General features: G+C 70.8%; 21 protein-coding genes, 1 tRNA gene and 1 pseudogene. 11 read left to right on the top strand and 12 right to left on the bottom strand.

What is annotated here, in order from left to right:
* Positions 1-10: 10 nt before the first annotated feature.
* Together moaC and ACS5RC_RS07800 are read left to right on the top strand one after the other, a co-directional pair.
* Positions 11-490 carry a cyclic pyranopterin monophosphate synthase MoaC gene (gene moaC / locus ACS5RC_RS07795; protein WP_478343251.1) on the top strand — a complete coding sequence of 160 codons (480 nt, stop codon included), beginning with the start codon at positions 11-13 and terminating at the stop codon, positions 488-490.
* Positions 487-1,716 carry a molybdopterin molybdotransferase MoeA gene (locus ACS5RC_RS07800; protein WP_478343252.1) on the top strand — a complete coding sequence of 410 codons (1,230 nt, stop codon included), beginning with the start codon at positions 487-489 and terminating at the stop codon, positions 1,714-1,716. Before moaC ends, ACS5RC_RS07800 begins: the two co-directional genes overlap by 4 nt.
* A gap of 102 nt (positions 1,717-1,818) precedes the next feature.
* Here ACS5RC_RS07800 and ACS5RC_RS07805 read toward each other — a convergent pair whose 3' ends face one another.
* The 7 genes from ACS5RC_RS07805 to ACS5RC_RS07835 form a co-directional block, all read right to left on the bottom strand.
* Positions 1,819-2,910 (bottom strand): endo-1,4-beta-xylanase, encoded by a 1,092-nt coding sequence (locus ACS5RC_RS07805; protein ID WP_478343253.1) that lies wholly within the window; start codon positions 2,908-2,910, stop codon positions 1,819-1,821.
* On the bottom strand, positions 2,907-3,752 hold the full coding sequence (locus ACS5RC_RS07810; RefSeq protein ID WP_478343254.1) for an SDR family oxidoreductase: 846 nt from the start codon (positions 3,750-3,752) through the stop codon (positions 2,907-2,909). The genes ACS5RC_RS07805 and ACS5RC_RS07810 overlap by 4 nt, the downstream gene beginning before the upstream one ends.
* Entirely contained in the window at positions 3,749-5,086 is a 1,338-nt protein-coding gene (locus ACS5RC_RS07815; RefSeq protein ID WP_478343255.1) for an FAD-binding oxidoreductase, read from the bottom strand. The genes ACS5RC_RS07810 and ACS5RC_RS07815 overlap by 4 nt, the downstream gene beginning before the upstream one ends.
* On the bottom strand, positions 5,083-5,511 hold the full coding sequence (locus tag ACS5RC_RS07820) for a GtrA family protein (protein WP_478343256.1): 429 nt from the start codon (positions 5,509-5,511) through the stop codon (positions 5,083-5,085). The genes ACS5RC_RS07815 and ACS5RC_RS07820 overlap by 4 nt, the downstream gene beginning before the upstream one ends.
* Positions 5,508-7,040, bottom strand: coding sequence for a UbiA family prenyltransferase (locus ACS5RC_RS07825; RefSeq protein ID WP_478343257.1), 1,533 nt, complete (start codon positions 7,038-7,040; stop codon positions 5,508-5,510). Before ACS5RC_RS07825 ends, ACS5RC_RS07820 begins: the two co-directional genes overlap by 4 nt.
* A 174-nt stretch (positions 7,041-7,214) precedes the next feature.
* Positions 7,215-8,777, bottom strand: coding sequence for a hypothetical protein (locus ACS5RC_RS07830; RefSeq protein WP_478343258.1), 1,563 nt, complete (start codon positions 8,775-8,777; stop codon positions 7,215-7,217).
* A gap of 160 nt (positions 8,778-8,937) precedes the next feature.
* Positions 8,938-10,281, bottom strand: coding sequence for a VpsF family polysaccharide biosynthesis protein (locus ACS5RC_RS07835; RefSeq protein ID WP_478343259.1), 1,344 nt, complete (start codon positions 10,279-10,281; stop codon positions 8,938-8,940).
* Between the two features lie 487 nt (positions 10,282-10,768).
* Between ACS5RC_RS07835 and ACS5RC_RS07840 the strand changes: the two genes are divergently transcribed.
* Positions 10,769-10,844, top strand: a tRNA-Lys gene (locus ACS5RC_RS07840).
* Positions 10,845-11,242: 398 nt separating this feature from the next.
* On the opposite strand, the gene ACS5RC_RS07845 is transcribed toward ACS5RC_RS07840, so the two are convergent.
* Positions 11,243-12,048, bottom strand: a protein-coding gene (locus ACS5RC_RS07845; RefSeq protein ID WP_478343260.1) for an IS5 family transposase whose coding sequence is annotated in 2 segments (ribosomal slippage) — positions 11,243-11,721 and positions 11,721-12,048 — 807 coding nt in all. Because the reading frame shifts where the segments join, the coding sequence is not laid out codon by codon here.
* Between the two features lie 639 nt (positions 12,049-12,687).
* Between ACS5RC_RS07845 and ACS5RC_RS07850 the strand changes: the two genes are divergently transcribed.
* The 5 genes and pseudogenes from ACS5RC_RS07850 to ACS5RC_RS07870 form a co-directional block, all read left to right on the top strand.
* On the top strand, positions 12,688-13,560 hold the full coding sequence (locus ACS5RC_RS07850) for an AraC family transcriptional regulator (protein ID WP_478343261.1): 873 nt from the start codon (positions 12,688-12,690) through the stop codon (positions 13,558-13,560).
* A gap of 101 nt (positions 13,561-13,661) precedes the next feature.
* Positions 13,662-14,564 carry a PhzF family phenazine biosynthesis protein gene (locus ACS5RC_RS07855; protein ID WP_478343262.1) on the top strand — a complete coding sequence of 301 codons (903 nt, stop codon included), beginning with the start codon at positions 13,662-13,664 and terminating at the stop codon, positions 14,562-14,564.
* Complete coding sequence (locus ACS5RC_RS07860; RefSeq protein WP_478343263.1) at positions 14,561-15,025, top strand: RidA family protein; 465 nt, start codon at positions 14,561-14,563, stop codon at positions 15,023-15,025. The genes ACS5RC_RS07855 and ACS5RC_RS07860 overlap by 4 nt, the downstream gene beginning before the upstream one ends.
* A 93-nt stretch (positions 15,026-15,118) precedes the next feature.
* A complete protein-coding gene (locus tag ACS5RC_RS07865) occupies positions 15,119-16,003 on the top strand; it encodes an amino acid ABC transporter substrate-binding protein (RefSeq protein ID WP_478343441.1) in 885 nt (294 codons plus the stop codon).
* Positions 16,004-16,249: 246 nt separating this feature from the next.
* A pseudogene (locus ACS5RC_RS07870) lies at positions 16,250-16,472 on the top strand (helix-turn-helix domain-containing protein); the annotation flags it as partial.
* A gap of 11 nt (positions 16,473-16,483) precedes the next feature.
* Here ACS5RC_RS07870 and ACS5RC_RS07875 read toward each other — a convergent pair.
* Entirely contained in the window at positions 16,484-17,215 is a 732-nt protein-coding gene (locus tag ACS5RC_RS07875) for an SDR family NAD(P)-dependent oxidoreductase (RefSeq protein WP_478343264.1), read from the bottom strand.
* 82 nt (positions 17,216-17,297) lie between these two features.
* On the opposite strand from ACS5RC_RS07875, the gene ACS5RC_RS07880 reads away from it, so the two are divergent.
* Positions 17,298-17,690 (top strand): winged helix-turn-helix transcriptional regulator, encoded by a 393-nt coding sequence (locus ACS5RC_RS07880; RefSeq protein WP_478343265.1) that lies wholly within the window; start codon positions 17,298-17,300, stop codon positions 17,688-17,690.
* A gap of 109 nt (positions 17,691-17,799) precedes the next feature.
* On the opposite strand, the gene ACS5RC_RS07885 is transcribed toward ACS5RC_RS07880, so the two are convergent.
* Both ACS5RC_RS07885 and ACS5RC_RS07890 read right to left on the bottom strand, forming a co-directional pair.
* Positions 17,800-19,065 carry a flavin monoamine oxidase family protein gene (locus ACS5RC_RS07885; RefSeq protein ID WP_478343442.1) on the bottom strand — a complete coding sequence of 422 codons (1,266 nt, stop codon included), beginning with the start codon at positions 19,063-19,065 and terminating at the stop codon, positions 17,800-17,802.
* A 574-nt stretch (positions 19,066-19,639) separates the two neighbouring features.
* Positions 19,640-20,491, bottom strand: coding sequence for a helix-turn-helix transcriptional regulator (locus ACS5RC_RS07890; RefSeq protein ID WP_478343266.1), 852 nt, complete (start codon positions 20,489-20,491; stop codon positions 19,640-19,642).
* Positions 20,492-20,592: 101 nt separating this feature from the next.
* On the opposite strand from ACS5RC_RS07890, the gene ACS5RC_RS07895 reads away from it, so the two are divergent.
* Complete coding sequence (locus tag ACS5RC_RS07895; RefSeq protein WP_478343267.1) at positions 20,593-21,492, top strand: SDR family oxidoreductase; 900 nt, start codon at positions 20,593-20,595, stop codon at positions 21,490-21,492.
* 656 nt (positions 21,493-22,148) lie between these two features.
* On the opposite strand, the gene ACS5RC_RS07900 is transcribed toward ACS5RC_RS07895, so the two are convergent.
* Positions 22,149-22,748: a TetR/AcrR family transcriptional regulator gene (locus tag ACS5RC_RS07900; protein WP_478343268.1), complete on the bottom strand. Its 600-nt coding sequence runs from the start codon at positions 22,746-22,748 to the stop codon at positions 22,149-22,151.
* Between the two features lie 88 nt (positions 22,749-22,836).
* Here ACS5RC_RS07900 and ACS5RC_RS07905 point away from each other — a divergent pair, with 88 nt between their 5' ends.
* Entirely contained in the window at positions 22,837-24,096 is a 1,260-nt protein-coding gene (locus ACS5RC_RS07905; RefSeq protein ID WP_478343269.1) for an efflux RND transporter periplasmic adaptor subunit, read from the top strand.
* The last annotated feature ends 79 nt before the right edge of the window (positions 24,097-24,175 follow it).

Below are 24,175 nucleotides of genomic sequence, written 5' to 3' on the forward strand. Positions count from 1 at the left end.
GGTGAGCGGCATGAGCGGCCTGACCCATCTCGACGCCAGCGGCGCGGCCAACATGGTCGACGTCACCGACAAGGCCGCCACCGACCGCACCGCCCGCGCCGAGGGCTGCGTCGTCATGCGCGCCGAGACCCTGGCGCTGATCCGCGAGGGCGACGCCAAGAAGGGCGACGTGATCGGCACGGCGCGGCTCGCCGGCATCATGGCAGCGAAACGCACGCATGAATTGATCCCACTTTGCCACCCTCTTCTGCTCTCTAAGGTACGGGTGGAATGTGCGGTCGACGAGGCGCTGCCGGGTCTCCGCCTCACCGCCGAGGTGCGGGTGCAGGGGCCGACCGGCGTCGAGATGGAGGCGCTCACCGCCGTCTCGGTCGCCTGCCTCACGGTCTACGACATGGTGAAGGCCGTCGATCGCGGCATGCGCATCGAGGGCATCCGCCTGCTCGCCAAGGATGGCGGGCGCTCGGGCGCCTACAGGGCCGAGGCGTGAGCGGCTTGATCTCCGTTGCCGAGGCGCTGCGGCGCGTGCTCGCCAGCGTGCCGGAGCCGCTGGCGCCCGAGTCGGTGCCGCTCGCCGCGGCCGCAGGGCGGACGCTCGCCGCCGACGTCGCCGCCCTGCGCACGCAGCCGCCGTTCCGGGCCTCGGCGATGGACGGCTACGCGGTGCGCGCCGCGGATGCCGCGCGCGGGGGGGCCGAACTCCGCCTCGTCGGCACCAGCGCGGCCGGCCACGGCTTTCGCGCCGCGATCGGGCCGGGCGAGAGCGTGCGGATCTTCACCGGCGCCCCCGTGCCGGAAGGCGCCGACGCCATCCTGATCCAGGAGAACGCCGAGCGCGCCGGCGAGACGGTGCGGGTGCTGGAGCCGGTGGAGCCGAACCGCTTCATCCGCCGTGCCGGGCTCGACTTCCGCGAGGGCGACCCGCTGCTCCGGGCCGGGGAGAGCCTCGATGCCCGCCGCCTCGCGCTCGCCGCCGCGGCCGGGCATCCCCGCCTCAGCGTGCGCCGCAAGCCGCGCGTGGCGATCCTCGCCACCGGCGACGAGCTGGTGGCGCCGGGCGAGATGCCGGCCTGGGACCAGATCGTCGCCTCGAACGCCCTGGCGCTCGGTGCCCTGGTCGAGGCCGCCGGCGGCGTGGCCCTCGATCTCGGCATCGTCGCCGACGACCACGCCGCCCTGGAGGACGCGTTCCGCCGTGCCCGCGAGGCCCGGGCCGACCTCCTCGTCACGCTGGGCGGCGCCTCGGTCGGCGACCACGACCTCGTCCAGGCGGCGCTCGCCCGCGAGGGGCTCGAACTCGGCTTCTGGCGCGTGGCGCTGCGCCCCGGCAAGCCGCTGATGCACGGCCGGCTCGGCGCGATGCTGGTGATCGGCCTACCCGGCAACCCGGTCTCCTCGATCGTCTGCGGTCTGCTCTTCGTGGTGCCGGCGCTCCGCGCCCTCCAGGGCGATCCCGCCGCGGGCGCCGATCGCAGCGAGCCGGCGCTGCTCGGGCGCGATCTCGAGGCCAATGACGGGCGCGAGGACTACATGCGGGCGCGCCTCGACACCGCCCCCGACCGCCTGCCGGTCGCGACACCGGAATCGCGCCAGGATTCCTCGATGCTGGCGGTGCTCGGCCAGGCCGAGGCCCTGCTGATCCGCGAGCCGCATGCGCCCGCCGCCCGGGCTGGCGAGCCCTGCCGGGTCATCCGCCTCGACCGCCGGCTGATCTGATCCCGCGGCGATCCTCCGGGCGCTTCCCTCATGGCCGCCCGCGATCCCGGCGGACGGACGCGCGGGCCGCGAGCACCGAAGCTGCCCCGCCCGGGGAGGCACTCAGGCCAGGGCCTTGGCGACGGCGTGATAGGCGGCTTTCGGACGACACGCTTCGTCGAACAGCAGCGGTCGCGGCCGGCCCCGGTTGCGGCCCTGCTCCCGCAGCCAGGTCTGACCGTCGGTGAGTTCCCAGGTCTCGATGACCGTGATCGCGGGCTCGGCGAGGGCGGCCCGCATCAGGTCCGCGTAGCGGGCCGCCACGAGGGCGTCGCGCCGGGCGGGGTCATCCGGGAAGTCGCGGTCGTTGACGTCGAGTTCGGTCAGGTAGACGTCGAGCTTGCGCTCGGCCAAGGCCCGCACGAGGCCCGAGAAGGCGTCCGGGTCGAACTGGAAATCCGGGAACCAGTGGCATTCGAGCCCGACGGCGTCGAGGCGGATGCCCGCGTGCTGGAGGTCGTCCACGAGGCGCAGGAGGTCGGCCCGGTAGCGCGCACCCGGGACGAAGCCGACCTTCCATTCCGGGCCGGCCTCGTTGAGCACGAGGGGGACCTTCGGGTCGGCGCGGTGGGCCGCCACGAAGCTGCGGCGGATGTAGTCGGCACCCAGTGCGGTGTACCAGGGGCCGCCGCGCAGGCCGCCCGGGTTGCCGTCGTCCGCCCAGAGCGGCTCGTTGACGACGTCCCAGGAATGCAGGCGTCCGGCGTAGCGCCCGACGGTCTCGGCGATGTGCCGCTCCAGCCAGTAGGCGGCCTCCCGTGCCGAGAGCCGCTCGACCCAGTCCGGCTGCCAGGAATTCCAGGCGAGCGTGTGCCCGCGGACGGCGAGCCCCGCGCGCGCCGCGAAGGCCAGCAGGGCGTCGGCCTCGGAATAGTCGGCGACCTCGGGGCGGGGGCGGATGGAGCCGATCTTGAGGGCCGTGTCGGTGGTCACCACGCGGGCCTGGTGCCGGTAGAGCTCGGCGAGACGCCTGTCCGTCAGGACGGTCCGGTCGATCGCCGCGCCGAACAGCAGCCCGCGCCGCGCCGCGAGCGCGCCGAGGGAGGGCGCCTCCGCGGCGGCCTCCGCCCCGGACCGTCCTGCGACCGGCACGGCCGCGAGCGCCGCGCCGCCGAGGAGCTGGCGGCGCGAGAGCCCGGTCCCGCCCGGTCTCACAGCTTCAGGCCCTTGAAGATCGCTTCCGGGATGGCGCGGATGATCATCATGATCGGCCCCCAGGCGGCCTTCACGTAGACGACGTCCCGCGGCGCGACCTCGGCGGCCCGATGGATGGCGGCGCCGACCGCGGCGGGCTCGGCCGTCAGCAGATTCGGGAGCCGCATGCCGGCGGTCATCTTCGTGCGCACGAAGCCGGGCTTGACCGTGACGACGCGCACGCCCTGCCGGCTCAGCCGGTTGCGCAGGCCCGACAGGAAGGCGGTGAAGCCCGCCTTGGCGGCGCCGTAGACGTAGTTCGAGGCCCGGCCCCGCTCCCCGGCCACCGACGAGACGCCGACGATCGTGCCGCTGCCGCGGGCGGCGAAGCGCTCGGCGAGCTGGCCGAGCAGGACCATCGGTCCTTCGAGGTTCACCCGCAGGATCGCGATCGCCTCGGCCGGATCGGTCTCGGCTCGGGCCTGATCGCCGAGCAGGCCGACGACGCACACCACCGTGTCGGGCAGGGTCGGCAGGCGGTCGAGGAAATCCGCGCTCTCGGTGACATCGAGCCGGTGGACCGGCACGGTGCGGCCGGTGCGCGCGGAGAGATCGGCGGCATTGCGGGCGGCCATCTCCGTGTCGCGGGCGGCCAGCACGATGTCCCAGCCGGCGCGGGCATAGGCCAGGGCCGTGGCGTGGCCGATATCGGACGTCGCCCCGAGGAGGAGGAGCGTCTTGGTCGCCTGCCGGGCGATGGCGGCGCCCTCCGGCCGCGCGGCGCCGAAGACGCGGCGTTCGGCCGCCGCGTCCCGGAACACGGTGAAGGGCGGTTCGGCCGCGGTCGCGTGGATTCCGGTCATAGGCCAAGCCTCCTGGATTGTGCTGAGATGATCCGGCCGGCGGCGCCGAACTCGGTTCGCAGGGCGCGGAACCTGTCGGCCGCCGCGCCGTAGCCGGCGTCGAGCATCGTGCGGCTCTGGCGCGCGTCCTTCGCGAGGTAGAGCCGACCGCCCGCCTCCCGCACGATGGCGTCGAGATCCTCGAGCAGCGCGAGGTTCGCCGGGGTGACGGGCAGATCGAGGGCCAGGGTGTAGCCCTCGACCGGAAAGGACATCAGCCCGCTGCCGGGGCCGAGCAGCTTCAGGACCGCCAGGAAGGACGGGCTGCCGAGCCGCGAGACCCGATCGAGCAGCGCGCCGAGCGCCGCGCGGCTGCGCGCCTTCGGGATCACGCATTGATATTGCAGGAAGCCGCGCCGACCGTAGATCCGGTTCCACTCCCCGACGCCGTCGAGGGGAAAGAAGTAGGGCTGCCACGGGGTCAGCCGCTCGGCCCCCGAGGCGGCCAGGCCGCGGCGGTAATAGACCGCGTTGAAGGCGGCGCTGCTGACGCGGTTGAGCGTGAAGCCCGGCAGATCGAAGGGGACGGTGAGGCCGGCGCGCGCGGGCGGGGGCAGCCTCGGCAGGTCCGGCCCCAACGCGGCGAGGTCGGCCGCGGTGGCGTGTTCCGCCCGGTAGACGAGCGAGCGCCCGAGGCCGCTGCCGCGGGCGAGGCAGTCGATCCAGGCCACCGCGTAGGTGGCCGATTGGGCGCCCTCCAGCGCGGCCATCGCCGCGTCGAGGTCGGGCGCGGCGACGGTCTGCTGCCGCATCCAGCCGGTCTCGATCCGGCGCAGGCGGATCGTCGCCCGCAGGATGGTGCCGGTGAGGCCCATCCCGCCGATGGTGGCCTCGAACAGGTCCGGGTTCGTGGCGCGGTCGCATTCCACCACGGCACCGTCCGCGAGGACGAGGCGGAGCCGCTCCACGTGCCGGCCGAAGCCGCCGTCGACATGGTGGTTCTTGCCGTGCACGTCCGCCGCGATGGCGCCGCCGACGGTGACGAGGCGGGTGCCCGGCACCACCGCGGGAAAGAAGCCGCGCGGCATGTAGGCGTCGAGGATCTCGGAGAGCAGCACCCCCGCCTCGACCTCCAGGAGACCGGTCTCGGCGTCGAACGCGATCATCCGGTCGAGGCCGCGCATCGCCACGGTGGTGCCGCTGCCGATGGCGGCGTCGCCGTAGGCACGGCCGTTGCCGCGGGCGACGAAGCCGCTGCGGCTGCGGTGGATCGCCCCGACCTCGCCCGGCAGGCGGGGCGCGACGAGGTCGCTCTGCGCGCGCGGATAGCGGCCCCAGCCCGACAGCGTGGTCATCGCGCGCTCCCCGTGAAGACGAAGCGCCGGTCGAGGGCGTATTTGCACCCGTATCCGATCGCGAGCCCGATGACGGCGCCCGCGTATTTGGCGCGGTCGCTGCCCCAGAGGGCGTGGAAGCCGAACTCGAACAGCCAGAAGACCAGCGTCGTCGCCACGCTGAACAGCCCGTAGACCACGACCTTGCGCATCTCCTGGCTCCGGCTCTCCGAGCGGTCGAGGAAGATCAGATGCTTGTCGAGCAGGTACTTGACCGCGAAGCCCATGCTGGTGCCGAGCCCGACCGAGAGGACGAGCGGGGCCGCCGGGACGAGCCGGATCGCGGCCTCCTGCGTCAGGAGGTTGGCCAGCGTCGCGACGATCGCGAAGCCGACGTAGCGGAGGGCCAGCGAGAGCCCGGGCTGGGACAGGGCGAGCGCGCTCATATGGCGGCCAGCACCAGCGCGCCGACGGTGGCGGCGCTCATCAGGCTGATCCGGTCGCGCAGGGCGAAGACGATCGGATCGTCGTGCATCATGCGCCGGTGGGCGAGGAGCAGGGTGCGCGAGATCCAGTACAGGATCACCGGGCAGACGAACCACATCAGCTCGGGCCGGCGGTAGAGCTGCGCGACCGCGTCGGAGGACAGGTAGAGCGCGAACACCACCACCGCGTTGTAGCCCGCCGCCGCCGCCATCGCGGAGACCACCGAGAGGTCGGAGAGCTCGTAGTTCCGGTTGGCCGGGCTCGGCAGGCCGCGATCGAGGCGGGAGGCGAGCTCGGTGTAGCGCTTGATCAGCGCCAGCGACATGAACAGGAACATCGAGAAGGCGAGCAGCCAGTTCGACACCGCGACGCCGACCGCGACGCCGCCGCCGACCACCCGCACCGTGTAGAGCGCGGCGAGCGTCACGACGTCGACCAGCATCTTGCGCTTGAGTGAGAGGGAATAGGCGCTGGTGAGCGCGAAGTAGGCGAGCAGGATGGCGGCGAAGCGCCCCGACACCGCGAGGCCGAGCCCCATCGCCGCGACGAACAGCAGCGGCGCGACCACCATCGCGGCGGCCAGAGAGACCCGCCCGCTCGCGAGCGCCCTCTTGTGCTTGCTCGGATGGGCGCGGTCGGCCTCGAGATCGATGAGATCGTTGAGGAGGTAGACGCTCGACGCACAGAGCGAGAAGGCCAGGAAGGCCAGAAGCGCCGCCCCGAAGCTGCCGAGTCCGAACTGGTGCGCCATCAGCAGCGGCAGCAGGACGAGGACGTTCTTGGCGTATTGGTGGACCCGGAGCAGCTTGGCCCAGGTCCGGACCCGCTCCGCGAGGCCGCCGGCCTGCGGGGCGTCGAGGAAGCGCGCGTCGGGCGCCATCGCCCGGAGCCGGCGGGCCGCCCCGGGCGCGAGGCGGACGGCGAGGGCGAGGTTGGCGTGCCGCCAGACCGCGAGGTCGCTCGCGTGATTGCCGATGTAGTCGAAGCCCTTCTCGCCGAAGAGCGCGACGAGGTGCCGGGCCTTCTCGGCCCCGTGCAGGTTGCGCCGATCGCTGGAGCCGAACCAGCCCTCGAACAATCCGAGATGGGCCGCGACCTTCGCGACCAGGACCTCGCTGCTCGCCGAGGCGAGGTAGACCGGCCGGTCCGCCGCGCGCGCGAGGGCGATCTGCGCGATCACGGCGTCGTCGTAGGGCAGGCGCGCCACATCGATCTCGGCCGCGGCGAGGTGGTGCTTGATCGCGGGCTTCCCGCCCCGGGCGGCCCGGGCGAGGCCGATCAGGCCGGCGGGATCGCGCCCGATCTCGGCAAAGAAGGTCTCGAGCAGCAGGTCCGAGCGGATCAGCGTCCCGTCGAGGTCGACCACGAGCGGGACCTTCGCGACCGTGCGGCTCGGCGCCTCGGGCTCGAGCAGGGCGGTGAGCAGGGTGCTCGCCTCCTCCCCGTCGAGGCGGAGGGCGGCTTCGGGCCGATAGAGTGTCTCGAGCATCGGACGCGCCTCGCACTGTTCGGTTTCGGGACCGGATCCGCAGTCCGGGCCCGTCTCGGTCGCTGAGGCGCAATCGCCGTGCGCGGCCGGCCTGTGCCATGCGGGGACGATCCGGGCCTCCGGGGCTGGCCCTGTCCGGAATCCGGGCGCGCGCCGCGCCGGACCCGGCTGGGATCAGGGGAGGGCGGGGGAGGCGGTGTGCCGGCGCGGCGCGGCCTCGGCCGGCGCGCAGGGGTGCGCGACCCGGAACAGGGTCAGGGCGGTGCCCTCGAAGGCGAGGCCGGGGGCGATCGTGCGCTCGGGCACGAGGCAGCGGGCGAGCGCGCCGTCCGCGTAGCCGCCGCGGGCGCCGCCGCCGGGCGAGAGCATGGTCGGGAAATCCACGACGTACGCGATGGCGTTCCTGTCGAGGTAGCCGGCGAGCTGCCCCGAGACGACGGCGGGATACACCGCGTCGTTGACGAGCCCGTCGAGGTTCACCACGGGCCGCCCGGCGAAGTAGGCGACGACGCCGGCGTTCCAGGCGGCGACGGGGGCGAGCGTCGGGTGGTCGCGCAGCGTCAGCCCGGCCTGCATCGTCGCGCTCTGCCAGGGCCAGGGTGGGTTGGCGAAGCGCAGGACGGCCGAGGCGCCGTAGAGCAGGAGGATCGCCGCGACCGCGGCCGGGCCGCGGATCGGGAGCGCCGCCACGAGGCCGGCGCAGAGCACCGCCACGCCCGCGAAGAACGTCGCCGCGTACCAGTACTGGACGGCGCCGTTCAGCATGTAGACCACGCCGTAGCCGAGGATGATCGCGACCGAGCCGAGAGCGAGCGGCGTGTCGAGCACGCGTCCGAGGCGGCGGCGCAGGGCGAGCCAGAGCACGGCCGCGATCAGCGCCAGGGGAACGGCCGCGCGCGGCACGGCGTAGGGCTGGACCAGCTCGACCACGCGCGCGATGCCGGGGAGGGGGGTGTAGCCGCTCACCGAGGCCCAGAAATGCTTGATGCTGGCGCTGCGCTGCACGAGGCCGCCGGTGAAGCCGTAGGTGTGCAGCGTGACGAGGCCGATACCCGCCAGCGCGCCCAGGCAGAGCGCGACAGGCACCAGCACCGCCCGGGACGGCCGGCGGCGGTGCCAGGCCGCGTGAGCCGCGACGCCGAACAGCAGCGCGAACGGGATCAGGGCGTAATCGGACCGGGCGAGGACGCCGGCGAGGCCGGTCGCGACGGCGGCAGCGAGGAAACCGGGGGCGGGCACGCCAACAGGCGCGCGCACGGCCCGGGCGACGAGGAACACCGACAGAGCCGCGAACAGGATGACGAGGCAGGATTCCATCGGGAAGGCGGCGAGGTGCAGGCCGCCGGCCGAGAGCGCGACGATCAGGACGCCGAGACTCGCGTGCTCTCCGTAGGTGTCGCGGCAGGCGGCGGCCAGCAGGCCGACCGCGGCGGCGAGGCACGCGGCGTTGAGCCCGCAGACCACGAGGTAGATCGGCAGGAACGGGATGTTCGGGACGAGGGCGTAGATCCCCGCCAGCAGGTAGCCGTACAACAGGTGGAAGCCGGTCGCGGCGTTCTGGCCGTCGAAGGTCCACTGGCCGGTCGCGGCGAAGTTCTTGGCCAGGACGAGATAGTAGAACGCGTCGTCCGGCACCCGGGCCAGGATCGCGTCGAGCCCGAGAAGCGCCGGCAGCAGGCCGTAGGCCAGGGCTGCGGCGAAGGCCGCGAGCGCGGCCCCCTTCGGTGAGATCGTCATATCGGTGTCCCGCTCGCATCCGGTATCCGGGAGCGAGACTTCGCCGGGAGACCTTAAGGGAGCTTCACTTGAAAAGACGTCGCGTGGTTTCGCGGGCTGTTCCCGGCCGACGATCGCGCGGCATCTCTAATGAAGCCTTTCGGCCGGGATGCGCCGCCCGTCACGGCGCGGGCATCGCGCCCCGGGCGCCACCGAGCCGCAGGCCGGGCAGCTTGCCGGCGAGCCGCGTTCCCGGCTCGCCGCCCTCCAGGCTCATCACGATCGCGATCAGCAGGATGAAGGCGACGCCCTTGCTCGCGATCCCGGTGGACGAGGCGTTGAGGGCGAAGAACATCAGCACGGCCAGCATGCTGCGCAGGGACAGCACCCGGGCGAGATCGACGGCGAAGGCCGCGAGGCCGAGGAAGATCAGGCTCGCGGCGAAGATCCCGCTGCTGAGGATGTAGGCGATGACGAAGCTCTCGATCCCGAGTTCGGTGCCTTCGCGGTACTGGAGATAGGCCAGGGTGTCGGGGTCCGGCCCGATGAAGAGGTCGCCCCAGGAAAATCCGTCGAACAGGCGCATCATCCGCACCCGGGTCTCGGCGCTGCCGGAATCGTCGATGAACCGGTCGATGAAGGTGGTGAGGTAGGCCGTCTCCGACAGGTGCAGGACCACCAGGGCGAGGACCGGCAGGCCGAGGCAGGCCCACAGCAGCGTGGACAGCTTGAAGCGCTTGCCCAGCAGGACGAGGAGCGCGCCCTTCATCAGCCAGAGCACCGCCAGGGCCGCGAGCAGCGCCGTCGCGGTGCGACCGCCGAAGCCGGGCAGCGCCAGGAGCTGCAGCCCGAAGGCCGGCAGGACGAAGGCCGGGCGCAGGCCCCCCCGCGGCCCGGTGAGCAGCATCAGGGCGTAGATCGCCGCGATCGCCGCGTTCTGCAGCGGGTGTCCGAGCAGCGCGGTGGAGCGCCAGTCGTAGGTGATCGGGCCATCGGCCAGGTAGAACGGGATGAGGCGCCAGCCCAGCACCGCCTCCGAGATGCCGATCACGGCGTTGGCGGCCATCACCGCGTGGATCGAGAGGGCGATCCGGCGCAGGCGGTCCGGGCTCGTCCGCGCGAGCAACAGGAAGGTGAGCGCCGCGGCGACGAGGGTGTCGAGGACGAAGGAGACCGGCCGCCCGAGGATGATCGCGACGTAGATCACGTAATAGAGGACGCAGGCGAGATAGAGCGCCGTGAAGGCGTGCTGCCACAGGAGTTGCGCAGTCGTCTCGCCCGGATCGCGCTCGATCAGCAGCAGGACGAAGGCCCCGAAGAGCATCAGGCTCCCGGGATGGAACTTCTCGAACGGCAGGCCGCCGGGGCTCTCGTAATGGTAGCCGATATGGGTCAGCAGCATCGAGGAGCAGCAGAAGGTCGTAACGACCGCGATCTGCGTGAGCGGCCCCCGCAGTCGGGCGGACAGGCCCGACCCGCGCTGTGCGGTGCCGGCGGGCGGCGCGGGCACATCGTGCGTGATCAAGGCACCCTCCGTCCGGCCAAGCGGCTCCCAGGGTGTTTCTTGCCGCGAAACCTTAAAGAATCGGCCCCGCGGGCTCGCGCGACCCGGATCGGGCTCGGCCGGGTCGCGCGCGGTCGGTCATCCGGCGCGGCGGACGGGTCGCCCGCCGCGCCGGGACCTCAGACGAAATGCATCGGCAGCGCCAGGCTCTGGGCATAGGCCGCGACGGCGACGGCCGCGCCGAGGCTGGCAAGGGCAGCGACGGTCAGGCGGGTCTTGAAGGCGGTCATGGTCTGTCTCCATCGTCCGAACGGCGGGTTCGGATCCTTAACGGTGTCTTACCGCCAAGGTTTCGCCACATTCGTGCGGCGGCGCACGCCCTGGACGGGACCGGGCCGGCCTCGCCATCCCCACGCCGCCCGAGCCGCCGCCGCCCTCGGTTGACCCTGCCCGAGCGCTCCCCTATTGCGAGCCGGCCCTTCCCGCGCCACCGGCACAGGATCGCGGCGAGCGCGTAGCTCAGTTGGTAGAGCAACGGACTTTTAATCTGTAGGTCCTGGGTTCGAGCCCCAGCGCGCTCACCATCAATTTCGCCCGTTAGGCCAATGGCTTGGCGGGTTTTTTTGTGCCTGATCTCTGGTTCCGGGAGTCTGCAACACGCCGCAACACGATTCCTGATTTTACAGTGAGTTACGATGGGACGGAGGTTGCTCCACGCAACACCGGCGCAACACGGAAAACGCGTTCGCGTGGCGCAATCTGAGTCTCGCATGAGGGGCAAGGGCTCATACCAGCGCCTAAGGCCGGAGGTTCTAAAGCGCGTTCTGATGGTGAGGTATGAACCGGAGGTGATCGCCTTCTCGGATCCCGCTGTTCCGTAGTGACGGTGCCATCCTCATCCTGGAAGGTCGGAGCTACCGCGGCCATGACGGTCATGCCAGGTTGCACGTCTGCCCTGCGTTGTTGCTCATGCGTATGAGAGTCAGGGACAAAACCGTTTGATCTGTGCCCGGCAAACGAGGGCACATGCGAGCGTCGTGAAGGCGAGGTGCAGGTCGGCGCGTCGCTCGTAGCGAATGGTCAGGCGGCGGAAGCGTGCGAGCCAGGCCAGCGTGCGCTCCATGATCCAGCGGTGGCGGCCGAGGGGCTCCCTGCTCTCGATGCTGCGTCGCACGATCCGCAGTGTGATGCTGCGGACGCGGCACTCGCACCGGCCGCGACGATGATCGTAGCCCTTGTCGGCATGCAGCTGGTCCGGTCGACGCCGCGGGCGGCCGCGCCGGCCGGTGCGCACGCCCGGCACCGCGTCGAGGGTAGCCGCCGGCATACGGCTGTCGTGGCAGTTGGCTCCGGTGAGGGTCAGGCCGAGCGGCGTACCCCTGGCGTCCACGACGAGGTGGCGCTTCGTGCCCGCCTTGCCCCGGTCCGTCGGGTTCGGACCCGTCGCGGAGCCCCTTTTTTCGCCGGCAGGCTCGTGCTGTCGAGGGCCGCGCGCGACCAATCGAGCGCGTCCGCATCCTCAAGCTGCTCCAACTTCGCGCGATGCAGGCCAGCCCAGACGCCGGCTGCCTGCCACGCACCCAGCCGCCCCCAACGCGTCTTGCCGCTGCAGCCGACCGTGGCACGCGGCAGGTGCTTCCACTGCATGCCGGTGCGCAGCACAAGGATGATGCCTGCCAGCGCCGCCCGATCCGAGGCGCGCGGCCACCGACCTTTCGGCTTCTTAGGCTCGGATGGCAGAAGCGGCTCGATCGCCGCCCAAAGATCGTCGGGTACGAGAGCGTCCATGCCCGCCCAATCCGCTCGCTGCGGTTTTGTCCCGCGCTTTGAGATGACGCGGCAGGCCGAGCGTCTGGATCGGAAGGAGGTCGGTTTCAGCGCTCATTCCGGTTCGCTTGCCTCAACAAGATGGTGTGCCAGCTGGATCAGCTCCACGGTCGGGCGGCCCATTCAGAGTAAAGCCTCGCTTGAGGAGCGCGCCTGGAGATAAAAGAAACTACGCAATTAAGTGCGCGACTTGCCCTCCTGACCATCGGCGGCAGGTGAGTCTGGCTGTTAGCGGAATGGCTGCTTCAGAGTTCCCTTGCCGCAGAAGCTGACTTGCGAGTTCCGACCCTTCTCGGACCCTCAGCAGATCCGCTTGCCCGCAATTTGAGGGGCTCCGAATGACCGGAACTGGCTGGAAGCAGTTTGTCCGCTTCGGAGCTCAGGAAGGCGGAGACGGACAGCCTCCCATCCACCCATGCCAGCCAATCAGCCAGTCATGAGCGCTTTCCGGAAGCGGCCATGTGTTGGCCGTCCGGCAACTACCTTCGGGGTAATGGAGGCTGTTCATAGGCTGCCCGTTCAATCACTTCGCCATGAACCTGACCGGGTGCCGATCGCAAAGGATTGATGTAGTGTGAGACGATGTTTAGGCCACTCGGTTTGCTCAAGGAGATTACGCCGCAGCAGGCACTCGTCGCCGCGGACGATGAAAGCGCGGCGTTGCTCGGGGGCGGTAGCAGCTACGCAATGCCCTGGCACTGGCATGACTGCCTCATGCTCCTGGTGCCCAGCATCGGCGTTCTCGACCTCCGGTACGAGACAAGACGCGAGGGCGTTTGGATATCGCAAGACCGGTTCGCCGTGGTGCCCGCTGGGCACGCCCATGAGACCGTTGCCCTGCGTGAGGGGCAGGCGCATCTCGCGCTATACGTCACCGATGCCGCAATCCGCCGTATCGAGGCCGAACTCGGCTCTCTCCATCGGGTCCGCCGGCAGCTCGATGCCAGCGCGCTTTTCCCGGTCACGCCAGAGATTCGGGGGCTCCAGGCGCTCTGTCGGGAGGATGGCGGCGACACCCTGGGCGCGGCCGCTGTTCGGGCGCGCCTTGCGGGGGCTCTGCTGATCCGGTGCCTTACCGCCGTGGAGCGAGGCCAGCCGCTGCCGACGGTGACGCGACGTGGTCATTCGGCCGCGCTGGTGGATGAAGCCAAGGCCTGGGTCGCGGAACGCCTCCGGGACGACATCGCGCTCGATGTGCTCGCCTGCCGCCTCGGCGTCTCGCGCCGTCACCTCACGCGCCTGTTCCGCGAGCAGGTCGGGCTCTCCGTCGGCGGCTTCCAGCAAGCCAAGCGGCTCGACGCCGCCAGGGAGCTGCTGACCCGCACCGACCTGCCGGTCGACGAGGTGGCGTTCCGCGTCGGGTTCGACAGCGGATCGGCGCTCGCGCGTGCTCTGCGCAGGCGCGACGGCCTCTCGCCGCGGGAGATCCGCAGGCTTTCCCACGCCGGCATGGCCCGCTCGGTCGGACAGTAGGGCCCGCTCGGTCGCGCAAAGCGAACACGCTCGATCCATACTCCCTCGCATGCTGCTATGGGCGCTGGGATAACCGGCCTGGGCGTAGGGAGCTTCGTGCCATGGCCGACGTCGAAGTCGTCAATGTCTTCACCCACGAGGGCAGCGGCGGGAACCCCTGTCCCGTCGTGGTGGAAGCTGCGAACCTCAATGCGGATGAGATGCAGGACGTCGCCCGACGGTACGGCCATGAGAGCGGCTTCGTCCTGCCGCCCGAGGATGACGCCCACGATTACCGATTCCGTTTTTTCGTGCCCAACCACGAGATGGAGATGTGCGCCCACGCCACGGTCGGCGCCCTCTGGGTGCTCGCCCGCCGTGGTCGCTTGCCGACGGGTTCGGTGCGGGTCGCGACGGCCAGCGGTACCGTGACCGGCTACGTGCAGGCGCGCGATGCCGGAGCCTGGGAGGTCGAGATCACGCAGCCTCCCGGGCGGGTGGCGCCGCTGGCCTCGCCGGAGGCGGACGAGGTCTGCGCGGCCCTCGGCGTCGGCCGGGACGCGCTCGCCGACCTGCCCGTGCACAACGCCGCCACGTCGCGGGTGAAGACGTTGGTGCCGGTGCGCCTGCCGGCGACGCTTCACGCCCTCTCGCCCGACCCCGCCGCGGTCGAAGCGGTGTGCCGGCGGATCGGCTCGACGGGCCTCTACCCCTACGCGGTCATCGACACGGCGAAGCGCGTGTTCGAGGCGCGGCAGTTCCCGCGCTCGTCCGGCTACCCGGAGGACGGTGCGACCGGCGTAGCCGCGGCGGCGCTGGCTTTCGGCCTCCTGCACGACGGGACGGTCCCGCCCGGCGACGGCGTCATCCGCGTCCACCAAGGCCGTGCCATGGGGCGGCTGTCGGAGATCAAGGTGCGAATCGGCTTTGCCGGCGGCCGACCAGTCGGCTGCCTGCTCGGTGGCGAGGTCGCGCCGGCCGGCGGCGATCGGGGCCATGGTCGAGCGGAAGGGGCGGCGGCGTGAGCGCCGCAGTCCTGGCCCGCCTCTCCGCGGCCGATCTGACCCTCCCGGCCCCGAACCCCCCGGCCGCCAACTACGTGCCGTTCACGCGCGTCGGTGCGATGTTGCTCATCGCCGGTCAGACGCCGGTGCTGAACGGCGAGCCGCGGGTCCTCGGCGTCGTGGGCGAGAGCGTCACGGTCGAGGAGGCGCAGGCTGCGGCCCGCCTGTGCGCGCTCAACATCCTGGCGCAGGTTCATGCCGCCCTCGACGGCGACCTCGACCGGGCGCGCTGCCTACGCCTCGGCGGGTTCGTCCGCTGCCGGGACGACTTCACGCAGCAGCCGCGCGTGCTCGACGGTGCCTCGGATCTCCTCCTGCTCGCCCTGGGCGAGAACGGACGGCACGCCCGCACCGCGGTCGGGACGAACGCCCTGCCACGCGGCGTCCCGGTCGAGATCGACGCGATCTTCGCCGTGACCTGACCGACCGACGTTCCGAAGCGGCAGCCTGGCCGTTCGGCAAGGACGAGGAACCCTACCATGCAGACCTTCCCGAAGGCGGCACTCGCCGCGACGATGATGCTCGCCTCAGTCTCGGCGACGACCCGGGTCGGGGCGGAGGAGCTTACGGGCACCTTGAGGAAGGTACGGGACACCGGGGTGATCACCTTGGGGTTCCGCGATGCCTCAGTGCCGTTCTCCTTCCTGGACGGCAACCAGAAGCCGGTCGGCTACGCGCTGGACATCTGCTACCGCATCGCGGACGCCGTGAAGGAGCAGCTCGGCCTGCCGAAGCTCGACATCCGCTTCAACGCCGTGACCTCGGCCACGCGCATTCCGCTCATCGCCAACGGTACCATCGACCTGGAATGCGGCTCGACGACGAACAACTTCGAGCGCCGCAACCAGGTCGCCTTCACCAACACCGACTTCCTCACGGCCACGCGCTACGTGGCCAGGAAGGGCGTCGGCCTGCGCACCATCGACGACCTGAAGGGCAAGACCGTCGTCTCGACCTCGGGCACGATCAACCTGCGGCAGATCAACGAAGCCAACACGGCACGCAAGCTCGGGCTGACGATCCTGCCCGCCGTCGACCATGCCGAGGCGTTCCTGATGGTCCAGAATGGGCGGGCGGCGGCGTTCGTGATGGACGACGTGCTGCTGGCGTCCCTGGTCGCCGGCGCCAAGGACCCGAGTGCCTACGAGATATCGCGTGAGGCGCTGTCGAAGCCCGAGCCCTACGCGATCATGCTTCGCCGGGAGGATGCGCCGTTCAAGGCGGTCGTCGACGCCGCCACGGCCAAGCTCTACACAAGCCCTGAGGGCAGGGCGCTCTACGACCGGTGGTTTACCCAGCCGATCCCGCCGCGCGGCATCAACCTGAACCTGCCGATGGACGACGCATTGCAGCGCGCGTTCGCACGGCCCAGCGACAGCCCGGATCCCGCGACCTACTAGGAAGGCCGGAGCACGCATCGGTGCGTCGCTTGCACCGTCCATGGCAGGGGACCACCAACGACCGCGAGCCGGAAGCGACAGGTCAGGAGATCGTTCACCAGATGACGCTCTCGGCACGGATCGCCGATCAGGCGGTCGAGAGCGCCACGCGCACGGGACCCTACGGTGCGCCGGCTCGCGGGCACTGCCAAGCGGATCACCGCATCCGTGGACGTCATCACCACCGTCGCGAGTCAGACCAACCGTCTGGCGCTCAACGCCACCATCGCGGCGGCCCGCGCCGGCGAGGCTGCCTCCTGCCGTCGCGTCGCCGCTCGTTTCGGGGTCAGCGTGTCGAGCGCCAGCCGCTGGTCGGAGTGCTTCCGCAATGAGGGCCAACTCGCCTTCAAGCCGATAGGCAGCGATCACACCTCGAAGCGGATTGAGGCGCGTGCCGCGCTCATCCTGGCGACCTCTCAGGAGGAACCAGTCATCGAGAAACTAGACTTGGCGCATCCCGCCGTCGACGCACAGCTCGGCCCCCGCGACAAAGCTCGCCTCGTCGCTCAGCAGGAACACGGTGGCGGCCGCCACCTCCTCCGGGCGCGCCATGCGACCGAGTGGGATCGGCGCGATCAGCGCGGCACGCCCCTCCTCCGGCACGCTCGCCATCATGGCGGTGTCGGTCGGGCCGGGGGCCACCACGTTCACGCGGATGCCCTGCGGGGCCAGCTCGGCCGTCCATGTGCGCGCGTAGGAGCGTAGCGCCGCCTTTGTCGCGGCGTAGGTCCCGTAGGGCGTCACTCCCATCACGTCGGCAATCGAGCCCATCAGCACGACGGACCCGCCCCGCCCCATCGCGCCCAGCGCCGCCTGCAACCCGAAGACGGTCCCACGGACGTTGACCGCGAAGTGCCGGTCGAAATGCTCGGGCGTCCCGTCGCGCAGGGTCGCCGGTTCCGAAATGCCCGCGTTGAGGACCAGCGCGTCGATCCGACCATGCGTCTCCCGCACCGTCGCCACGACGCGCTGCAGATCCTCCTGCAGCGCCGCGTCCGCGACGAGGCCATGCGCACCGCGCCCGATCCGCGCGGCGGCTGCCTCGACTTCGTCGGCGCGCCGCCCGGTGAGGAACACCGACGCGCCCTCGACCGCAAGCCGCTCGGCGACCGCGAGGCCGATGCCTTTCGCCCCGCCGACCACGAGCGCGACCTTGTCCACCATGCGAGCCATCTGGGCATCCCATCAACTGCGATGACTCGAATGATACAAATCGTATATCTGCTATCAAGAACGCACTTAGGATAGCCTAGATATGGACGACGATACCGACCTGGATGCGGCTTCGGCTTGCGCGCTCGCCGACATGGCGCGGGTCCGCCCGGTGCTCGACAAGATCGCCGACAAGTGGACGATCCTCATCCTCACGGTGCTCTGCCCGCGTCCGGCACGGTTCAACGCGATCAAGCGGCGGCTCGACGGCATCACCCACAAGGCGCTGGCGGACGCGCTGAAGCGGCTGGAGCGCAATGGTCTGGTGACCCGGACCGTGCTGCCGACCGCGCCCATCGGCGTCGAGTACGCGATTACCCCGCTCGGCCATTCGCTCCGCCAGCCCTTCGAGGCGCTCTGCGCCTGGGCACTTGAGCACGGCGCGGCGATTGAGGCGGCCAACCACCAGCTTGGCGGCAGCAAGACGAAGCCGTGAGAGCGTGTCCGCTCTCGGTTCGCCGGATGTCGAGCCACCCGCGTTTTCGAGGCCCGAGGTAGCCTCTCGCAAGGCATCAAGTGCCCGCCTGCGACCACTGTCCGGCTGGTCAGGATGCGGCGCGCACCGGCCGGGACCGCCCCTCTCGGAGCGCCGATAGAACTTCGTCGGCAGCCCGTTGCCCGCTGTCATGGGCCCCGTGGGCGGTCGTGAAGTCGAAGGGGTGCGTCGCCTCGCCTGCGAAGAACAACCGGTTCTCGAAGGGGCGGGCCAGCCGTGCCCGCGCCTGCGACTGACCCGGCAGGGCGCAACTGTAGGCACCCCCAATGGTCGCCATCCGGCTCCAGGCCGTCGCCGCGAGCGGCCGGATGGCGGACGCCACGTCGGTACCGAACAGGGCGACCAGCTCCGCCGTGACGTGGGCGAAACCGGCGGCCGGGCCCTCCTCCTCCAGGATGCGGGCCCCCTCGCCGCCGAGGAACGCCTCGATGATCGGCCAGCCGTTCGGACGGATGGAATAGGCGGCGGACCGCGCATCGCGCAGGTTGCCGTAGGCGTGCGAATCCGGCTCGAACGCGGCGTCGCGCCCGATCTCCAGGAAGACCTTCTCGTTGCGGCCGAGCGGCAGGGCTGCGGCCGCCTCGCGCCACGGCTCGGTTCCCGAGGGTAGCCGGATGGCGTCACCGGCAAGGACCGCTGTCGAGACCGTGAGGATGGCGGCCCTGGCGCGGACGGTGCCGGCGCGCGTCGAGACGGCGATGCCGTCCGCCGTCAGGTCGATCCGCTCGACGGGGGTCGCCAGGCGCAACGCCACCGCGTGCGGGAGGCTGGCGGCAACCAGCGTGCCGTAGCCGAACGGCAGGTTCCAGTTCCGACCCGTGGAGGCATCGTCGTAGGCCATGTAGTCGGTGGCGGAGATCCTCTCGGGCGCGACCCCGCTCATGAAGCCGGCGATGGCCCCCACGTAGGCGTTCCACTCACCCCCGGGCTCCAGGGCATCGCTCGCCCGGTCGCTGCCCTGCGCGACCGCCCGGAGCCTCTTCTCCCAATCGCCGAACGCCTTCCGGGCCGCTTCCTCGTCGTCCTCGTCCCGTGCGAGGCCGGGATGCGCCTTCGCCCATGGCGGGTCGCTCCGGTCGACCGGGAAGCCGGATGCCTCGGCGAGTGTGACCCATGAGTTGCGGTCGCCCGAGTGCAGCCATTCGCAGCCGAGGTCGAGCGGGTAGCCGCCGAGGTCCTGCGTGAACGCGCGGCCACCGAGGCGCGACGACGCCTCCAGCACCAGCGCCACCTTGCCGTGCGCGGCCAGCCGCCGCGCGGCGCCGATGCCGGCGGCACCTCCCCCTACGATGATGACGTCGAACTCGCTGCCCATGGGGCCGTAGGTGAGGTCGGCCGGCACGTGGGGCAAGCGTCGGCTTTCTTCGGGCGTCGTCCCTGGCCGGAGCGAGCACCGGCCATATCGGCGACGGCCGCCCCGTCAGCACGTCCGGGAAGGCCACGATGCCGGCCTTCGTGGTCGCGCGGTCCGCCGATATCCGCTTCGAGGCGTAACGCGTAACGGCGGGCGCTGGCCGTTACGCACCTCCTCCCGAGTCGCGCGGCGCACGTCCCGGTGCCAGGACCCGCGGCGTCCTAAGGCGAGGTCCGACCGAGTGAACGACGCTGGTGGCGCGGGGCCCCCATGGGTCGGTTGCAACCGACCTTTCGCCTCGGCCGTCCCGTCGCCGCCGGTGGCGCCGCAGATCTCGCCGGTGACGTCGCTCGCCTCCTGGCGCGCCAGGAACACGTAGACCGGCGCGAGCTTCACCGGCTGGCCCGGCCGGCTCAGCGGCACCGCGGAGCCGAACGTCTCGATCTTCTCCAGCGACTGGCCGCACGAGGGCTTCACCCGGCGGACCGTCGACGCGCTCGCCGGCAGGCCCCGAGGCGTGGCCCGGTCGATCCGATCAACCTCGCGTACGATCGTGCCGGCCAGCGGAGCGTGCGTCGACCAAGGCGCGTATCCCTGTGGCGACCGCGTCCTCGACGGGATTGTAGACGAGCATGCCGAGGTCCGGCCGCCCATCCACCGCGAAGGCCGAGTATTCCAGCTCGATCTCGCCCAGGGTCGGGTGCCGCAGACGCTTGACCCCGTCCCCGTGGACCCGGACGTCGTTCTCCCGCCAGAGCGCCTCGAACTCCGGGCTCGTGCGGCAGAGCTCCTCCACCAAGCGGCCGACCTCCGAGGTGGCACCGGCCCTCGCCGCATCGGCCCGGAACGTGCCGACCACGAAGCGCGCCACGCTTTCCCAGTCGTGCTGCGCGCTCCGCACCCGCGGGTCGCCGAACATCCGGCGCAGGATGTTGCGCTCGCGGATCGGGACCTCATCCCAGTCGGTAAGCACCACGGCGGCGGCCGCGTTCCAGGCGACGACATCCCAGGTGGCGGTCTTCACCAGCGCGGGGCTCGCCTCAAATGTATCGAGAAGGCGCTGCAGGCGCGGCGTCACACCCTCGATTGCCCTGTACCGGACCTCGGGCGGGCGCCCGAGCCCCAGCATGAACAGGTGCTCGCGTTCCGGCTCCGTCAGCATCAGCCCGGACGCGATGCGGTTGAGCACGTCCGCGGAGGGTGCCCCGCCGCGTCCCTGCTCAAGCCACGTGTACCAGGTCGCGCTGATGTTCGAGCGCTGGGCGACCTCCTCCCGGCGCAGGCCCGGCGTCCTGCGACGCCCGGAGAACCCGAAGGCGGCCGGGTCGAGCCTTGTCCGCCGGTCGCGGAGATAGGCCCCGAGCAGGTTCTCCGAGGTGGACGGCATCGCGATCCTATTGGCGATTATACCAGGATAAGGTCACTACTTTAACCGGATCCGTGCGGGCGCGACAGTGGACCTCCACGCCACTTCGGATAGGCAACCCCATGCGCGTATTCCTCACCGGCGCGACCGGCTTCATCGGCTCGGCCATCGTTCCCGAGCTCCTCGCCGCCGGCCATCAGGTCCTCGGGCTGACCCGCTCGGAGAGCGGCGCCCAAGCGCTGCGCGACGCCGGGGCCGAGCCGCACCTCGGGAACCTGGAGGATCTGGACAGCCTGCGCAGCGGCGCCGCCCAGGCGGACGGCGTGATTCACACCGCCTTCGACCACGACTTCACGAACTTCGCCGCCAATTGCGCGAAGGACAGGCGCGCCATCGAAGCCCTGGGCTCCTCTCTCAGGGGTTTGGATCGGCCCCTGATCATCACCTCCGGGACCGGCTTCGGTAGCGCCGTTCCGGGCCGGCCGGCGACGGAGGAGGTCTTCAATGCCGAGCATCCGAATCCTCGCATCGCCTCCGAGTTGGCAGGCGCCGCGCTGCTGGAGGCGGGCGTCAACGTATCTGTGGTGCGGCTTCCCCAGGTACATGACACCGTCAAGCAAGGCCTCGTCACCTACCTTGTCGAGCTGGCCCGCCGGAAGGGCGTCTCGGCCTATGTCGGGAATGGATCGCACCGGTGGTCGGCCGCTCCGGTGCTCGACGTCGCCCGCCTCTACCGGTTAGCCCTAGAGCGGCGGGAGGCGGGTGCGCGCTACCACGCGGTCGCCGAGGAGGGCGTAACGACCCGCGCCATCGCAGAGGTGCTCGGGCGGGGGCTGAACGTGCCGGTCACCTCCGTGTCGCCGGAGGAGGCGGCCCGGCATTTCGAGTGGCTCAGCGCGTTCGTTGCCATGGACATGTCCGCGTCGAGCGCGGGGACGCGGGCCCAGCTTGGATGGCATCCGACCGGGCCGGGGCTGATCGCCGACCTCGAAGCGATGCGTTACCACGAGGCGGCTCGCTGAAGGCAGCTACGCGGGAGCGCCCCTAACCTCCGCATGGCTGCCCGGTCAGCCCGCGAGGGGCGCCGGTCCCGCGATGCTGGGCTGGCCCGAACCCACCCGCCGACCGTCCTCGCGATAGGCGGCCTCCTGTCATCAGGGGTCTTGCTACCGGGGCAGCGGTCGGCCGCCGCGAAGCACCCGTCGTCGAGCTCCTTGAGTGGCCGGCCCTTCATCTCGTCAGCGCGATCCCTACCTCGTGGGAACGCGATTGACGCCTGCTCAGCGAACCTCACGTACGTTCCTGACAATTGCACAAGTCAGTCCACCGACAACCGGTGTTAGCCCCGCAGGCAGGTCTTCAGTTCCTCCCAGCGGGGCAACCTGCCGTGTCTCAGCCTCTCTCTCGGAGGCCCAGGGCTCTCGCATCAATCAGGTTGTAAAGACGACGCCGACCTTCCGGCCGATACGCTGCGTCTCGCCGGACCGATTCAGACGCGCACTTCGAGACGATGATGGAAGTCCGCGATCAGGCATCGGCGCCTCACCCCATCCTGACTGGACAGCGGTGGGCGTGACCTGTTTGGCCAGCTTGGACTTCGAGATCAAACAGCATCGCCTGCATCTCCGATCAAGCCCAGCGCGGAGACGGCCGCCCAAGGTGCGGACCGTTCGGATGCTCAGGCCTTTCCGCTTCCGGCGAAGGCATGGAGCGAGACGCGCGCCACCTCGCGCAAGGCGTCCCGGTTCGCCCCGGATGACGCGATGACGCCCATGCCAGAAGCTATCGTCGAGAGAAAACGGGCCAGCGCCACAGGGTCCGCATCATCCGAGAGATCGCCGTCCTCCTTCGCCTGGACGAAACGCCCGAGGAGTTCCGTCTCGGTCTGGGCGCGCCGGGATGCCAGTTCGAAGGGGATGTTCTCCGAACCGGCGCCGCAGGCAAGCCCGCCCTGGACCAGAAGGCAGCCGGGCGGATTGGCGGGATCGGTATGGCTCTCGGCGATGCTGCTCAGGAAACGCTCGGCCACATCGTGCGCCGTCGCACCAGCCAGCACGTAGCGCATGTGCTCGGACCGCCGCAGCGCGTAACGGTCGAGGGCGGCCTTGAGCAGGCCCTCCTTACTGCCGAAGGCCGCGTAGAGGCTCGGCGCCTTGATGCCCATCGCCTTCGTCAGCATGGCAAGGCTGGCGCCGTCGTAGCCGTGGCGCCAGAACACCTCCATCGCCTCGTCGAGGGCTTTGTCCATGTCGAAGGACCGGGGCCGCCCCATCACCATTGTCAGCTGACTCCAACTTTTATATCGAGTGATAGATAAGTCTCTTGACGCCAGACGTCCACGCCGACATGTGTAGCGCACTCTACAGATGTCGGAGCCGGTCGTGAACCCTGCGCCTCACTCTCTCCCCGCCCGCCCCGGTCTCCGACGCAGCCTTGCAGCCGGCAGCACAGCTGCTCTGCTGATGGGGGCCGCCGTCCAGTTTCTGCCATCCCTGACATTGCGCGGGACTGAGGCAATCGCAGCCCCGGCGCCGACCGAACAGGCGATGCCGGTTCCAGTCGCGACCGTCGTTCCTCGGGCCGTCGTCCTCTGGGATGAGTTCTCCGGACGCCTCGAAGCCGTCGACCGGGTCGACGTCCGGGCACGCGTCGGCGGCGCGATCCAAGCGACGCACTTCGTTGAGGGCGAACTCGTGAAGGCCGGCGACCTGCTGGTGACCATCGACCCGGCCCCCTACGCCGCCGAGTTCCAACGCCTGGAGGCGCAGGTCGCCGGCGCCGAGGCCCGCGTCGCCCTGACCGCGAGCGACCTGGAGCGCGGACAGAGGCTCTCGGGCCAGCAGATCGTCACGGCGCGCGACCTCGATGTCCGCGCCAATGCCTTCAAGGAAGCGAAGGCCAACCTCGATGCCGCGAAGGCGACGCTTGAGGCCGCCCGGCTCAACCTCGGCTACACCGAGGTACGCGCGGCTGTCGGTGGCCGCGTCGGTCGCCGCGAGATCACGCCGGGCAACCTCGTCGCCACCGGTGCGGGTGCCGCCGTTCTGACCACCCTCGTCTCCGTTGACCCTGTTTATGCCAGCTTCGACGCGGACGAGACCGTCGTACTCAAGGCCCTGGCCTCCCTTGCCGAACCTTCGGGCAAGCGTGGCAGCCTCGATCGCATCCCCGTGGAGATGGTCACCGCCGACGGCGCCCGGGCCCGAGGGCACCTCCAGTTCATCGACAACAAGGTCGATGCGCGCAGCGGCACCATCCGCGTTCGCGCGAGCTTCGGCAACGGCGACGGACATCTCATTCCCGGACAGTTCGCCCGCATGCGCCTCGGCCAGGCCGCAGCCGAATCGTTGCTGCTCGTGGACGAGCGGGCGGTCGGCACCGATCAGGACAAGAAGTTCGTCCTCGCGGTGGGTGCGGACGACCGGGCCGAGTTCCGCGCCGTCACCCTCGGTCGAGCCGTGGATGGCCTTCGCGTTGTGACCTCCGGCCTGTCCGGCGGCGAGCGCATCGTCGTCAACGGGTTGCAGCGCGTCCGGCCCGGCACCCTCCTGCGGCCCGAGCCAGTCGCCATGGGCGCCCGGCCGCAAGACGCCGCATCGGCCGCGCGCCAGCTCGCCCAACGCTGACGAGCGGCGAACGCCTCACCCAGCCTCGTCGACCCACGTGCAGGGCGGCCCCCCGCGACCGCCGTCTCTCCACGCGACC

Source organism: Methylobacterium sp. HJ2 (genome assembly GCF_056431005.1).

Excerpts from the sequence above, each read along its gene's own strand:
- moaC (WP_478343251.1), top strand. The coding sequence starts at position 11 with ATGAGCGGCCTGACCCATCTCGACGCCAGCGGCGCGGCCAACATGGTC.
- ACS5RC_RS07900 (WP_478343268.1), bottom strand. The coding sequence starts at position 22,748 with ATGGTGATGGGGCGGCCCCGGTCCTTCGACATGGACAAAGCCCTCGAC.
- ACS5RC_RS07855 (WP_478343262.1), top strand. The coding sequence starts at position 13,662 with ATGGCCGACGTCGAAGTCGTCAATGTCTTCACCCACGAGGGCAGCGGC.
- ACS5RC_RS07820 (WP_478343256.1), bottom strand. The coding sequence starts at position 5,511 with ATGAGCGCGCTCGCCCTGTCCCAGCCCGGGCTCTCGCTGGCCCTCCGC.
- ACS5RC_RS07890 (WP_478343266.1), bottom strand. The coding sequence starts at position 20,491 with ATGCCGTCCACCTCGGAGAACCTGCTCGGGGCCTATCTCCGCGACCGG.
- ACS5RC_RS07905 (WP_478343269.1), top strand. The coding sequence starts at position 22,837 with ATGTCGGAGCCGGTCGTGAACCCTGCGCCTCACTCTCTCCCCGCCCGC.
- ACS5RC_RS07830 (WP_478343258.1), bottom strand. The coding sequence starts at position 8,777 with ATGACGATCTCACCGAAGGGGGCCGCGCTCGCGGCCTTCGCCGCAGCC.
- ACS5RC_RS07865 (WP_478343441.1), top strand. The coding sequence starts at position 15,119 with ATGATGCTCGCCTCAGTCTCGGCGACGACCCGGGTCGGGGCGGAGGAG.
- ACS5RC_RS07880 (WP_478343265.1), top strand. The coding sequence starts at position 17,298 with ATGGACGACGATACCGACCTGGATGCGGCTTCGGCTTGCGCGCTCGCC.
- ACS5RC_RS07825 (WP_478343257.1), bottom strand. The coding sequence starts at position 7,040 with ATGCTCGAGACACTCTATCGGCCCGAAGCCGCCCTCCGCCTCGACGGG.
- ACS5RC_RS07815 (WP_478343255.1), bottom strand. The coding sequence starts at position 5,086 with ATGACCACGCTGTCGGGCTGGGGCCGCTATCCGCGCGCGCAGAGCGAC.
- ACS5RC_RS07895 (WP_478343267.1), top strand. The coding sequence starts at position 20,593 with ATGCGCGTATTCCTCACCGGCGCGACCGGCTTCATCGGCTCGGCCATC.
- ACS5RC_RS07875 (WP_478343264.1), bottom strand. The coding sequence starts at position 17,215 with ATGGCTCGCATGGTGGACAAGGTCGCGCTCGTGGTCGGCGGGGCGAAA.
- ACS5RC_RS07810 (WP_478343254.1), bottom strand. The coding sequence starts at position 3,752 with ATGACCGGAATCCACGCGACCGCGGCCGAACCGCCCTTCACCGTGTTC.
- ACS5RC_RS07885 (WP_478343442.1), bottom strand. The coding sequence starts at position 19,065 with ATGGGCAGCGAGTTCGACGTCATCATCGTAGGGGGAGGTGCCGCCGGC.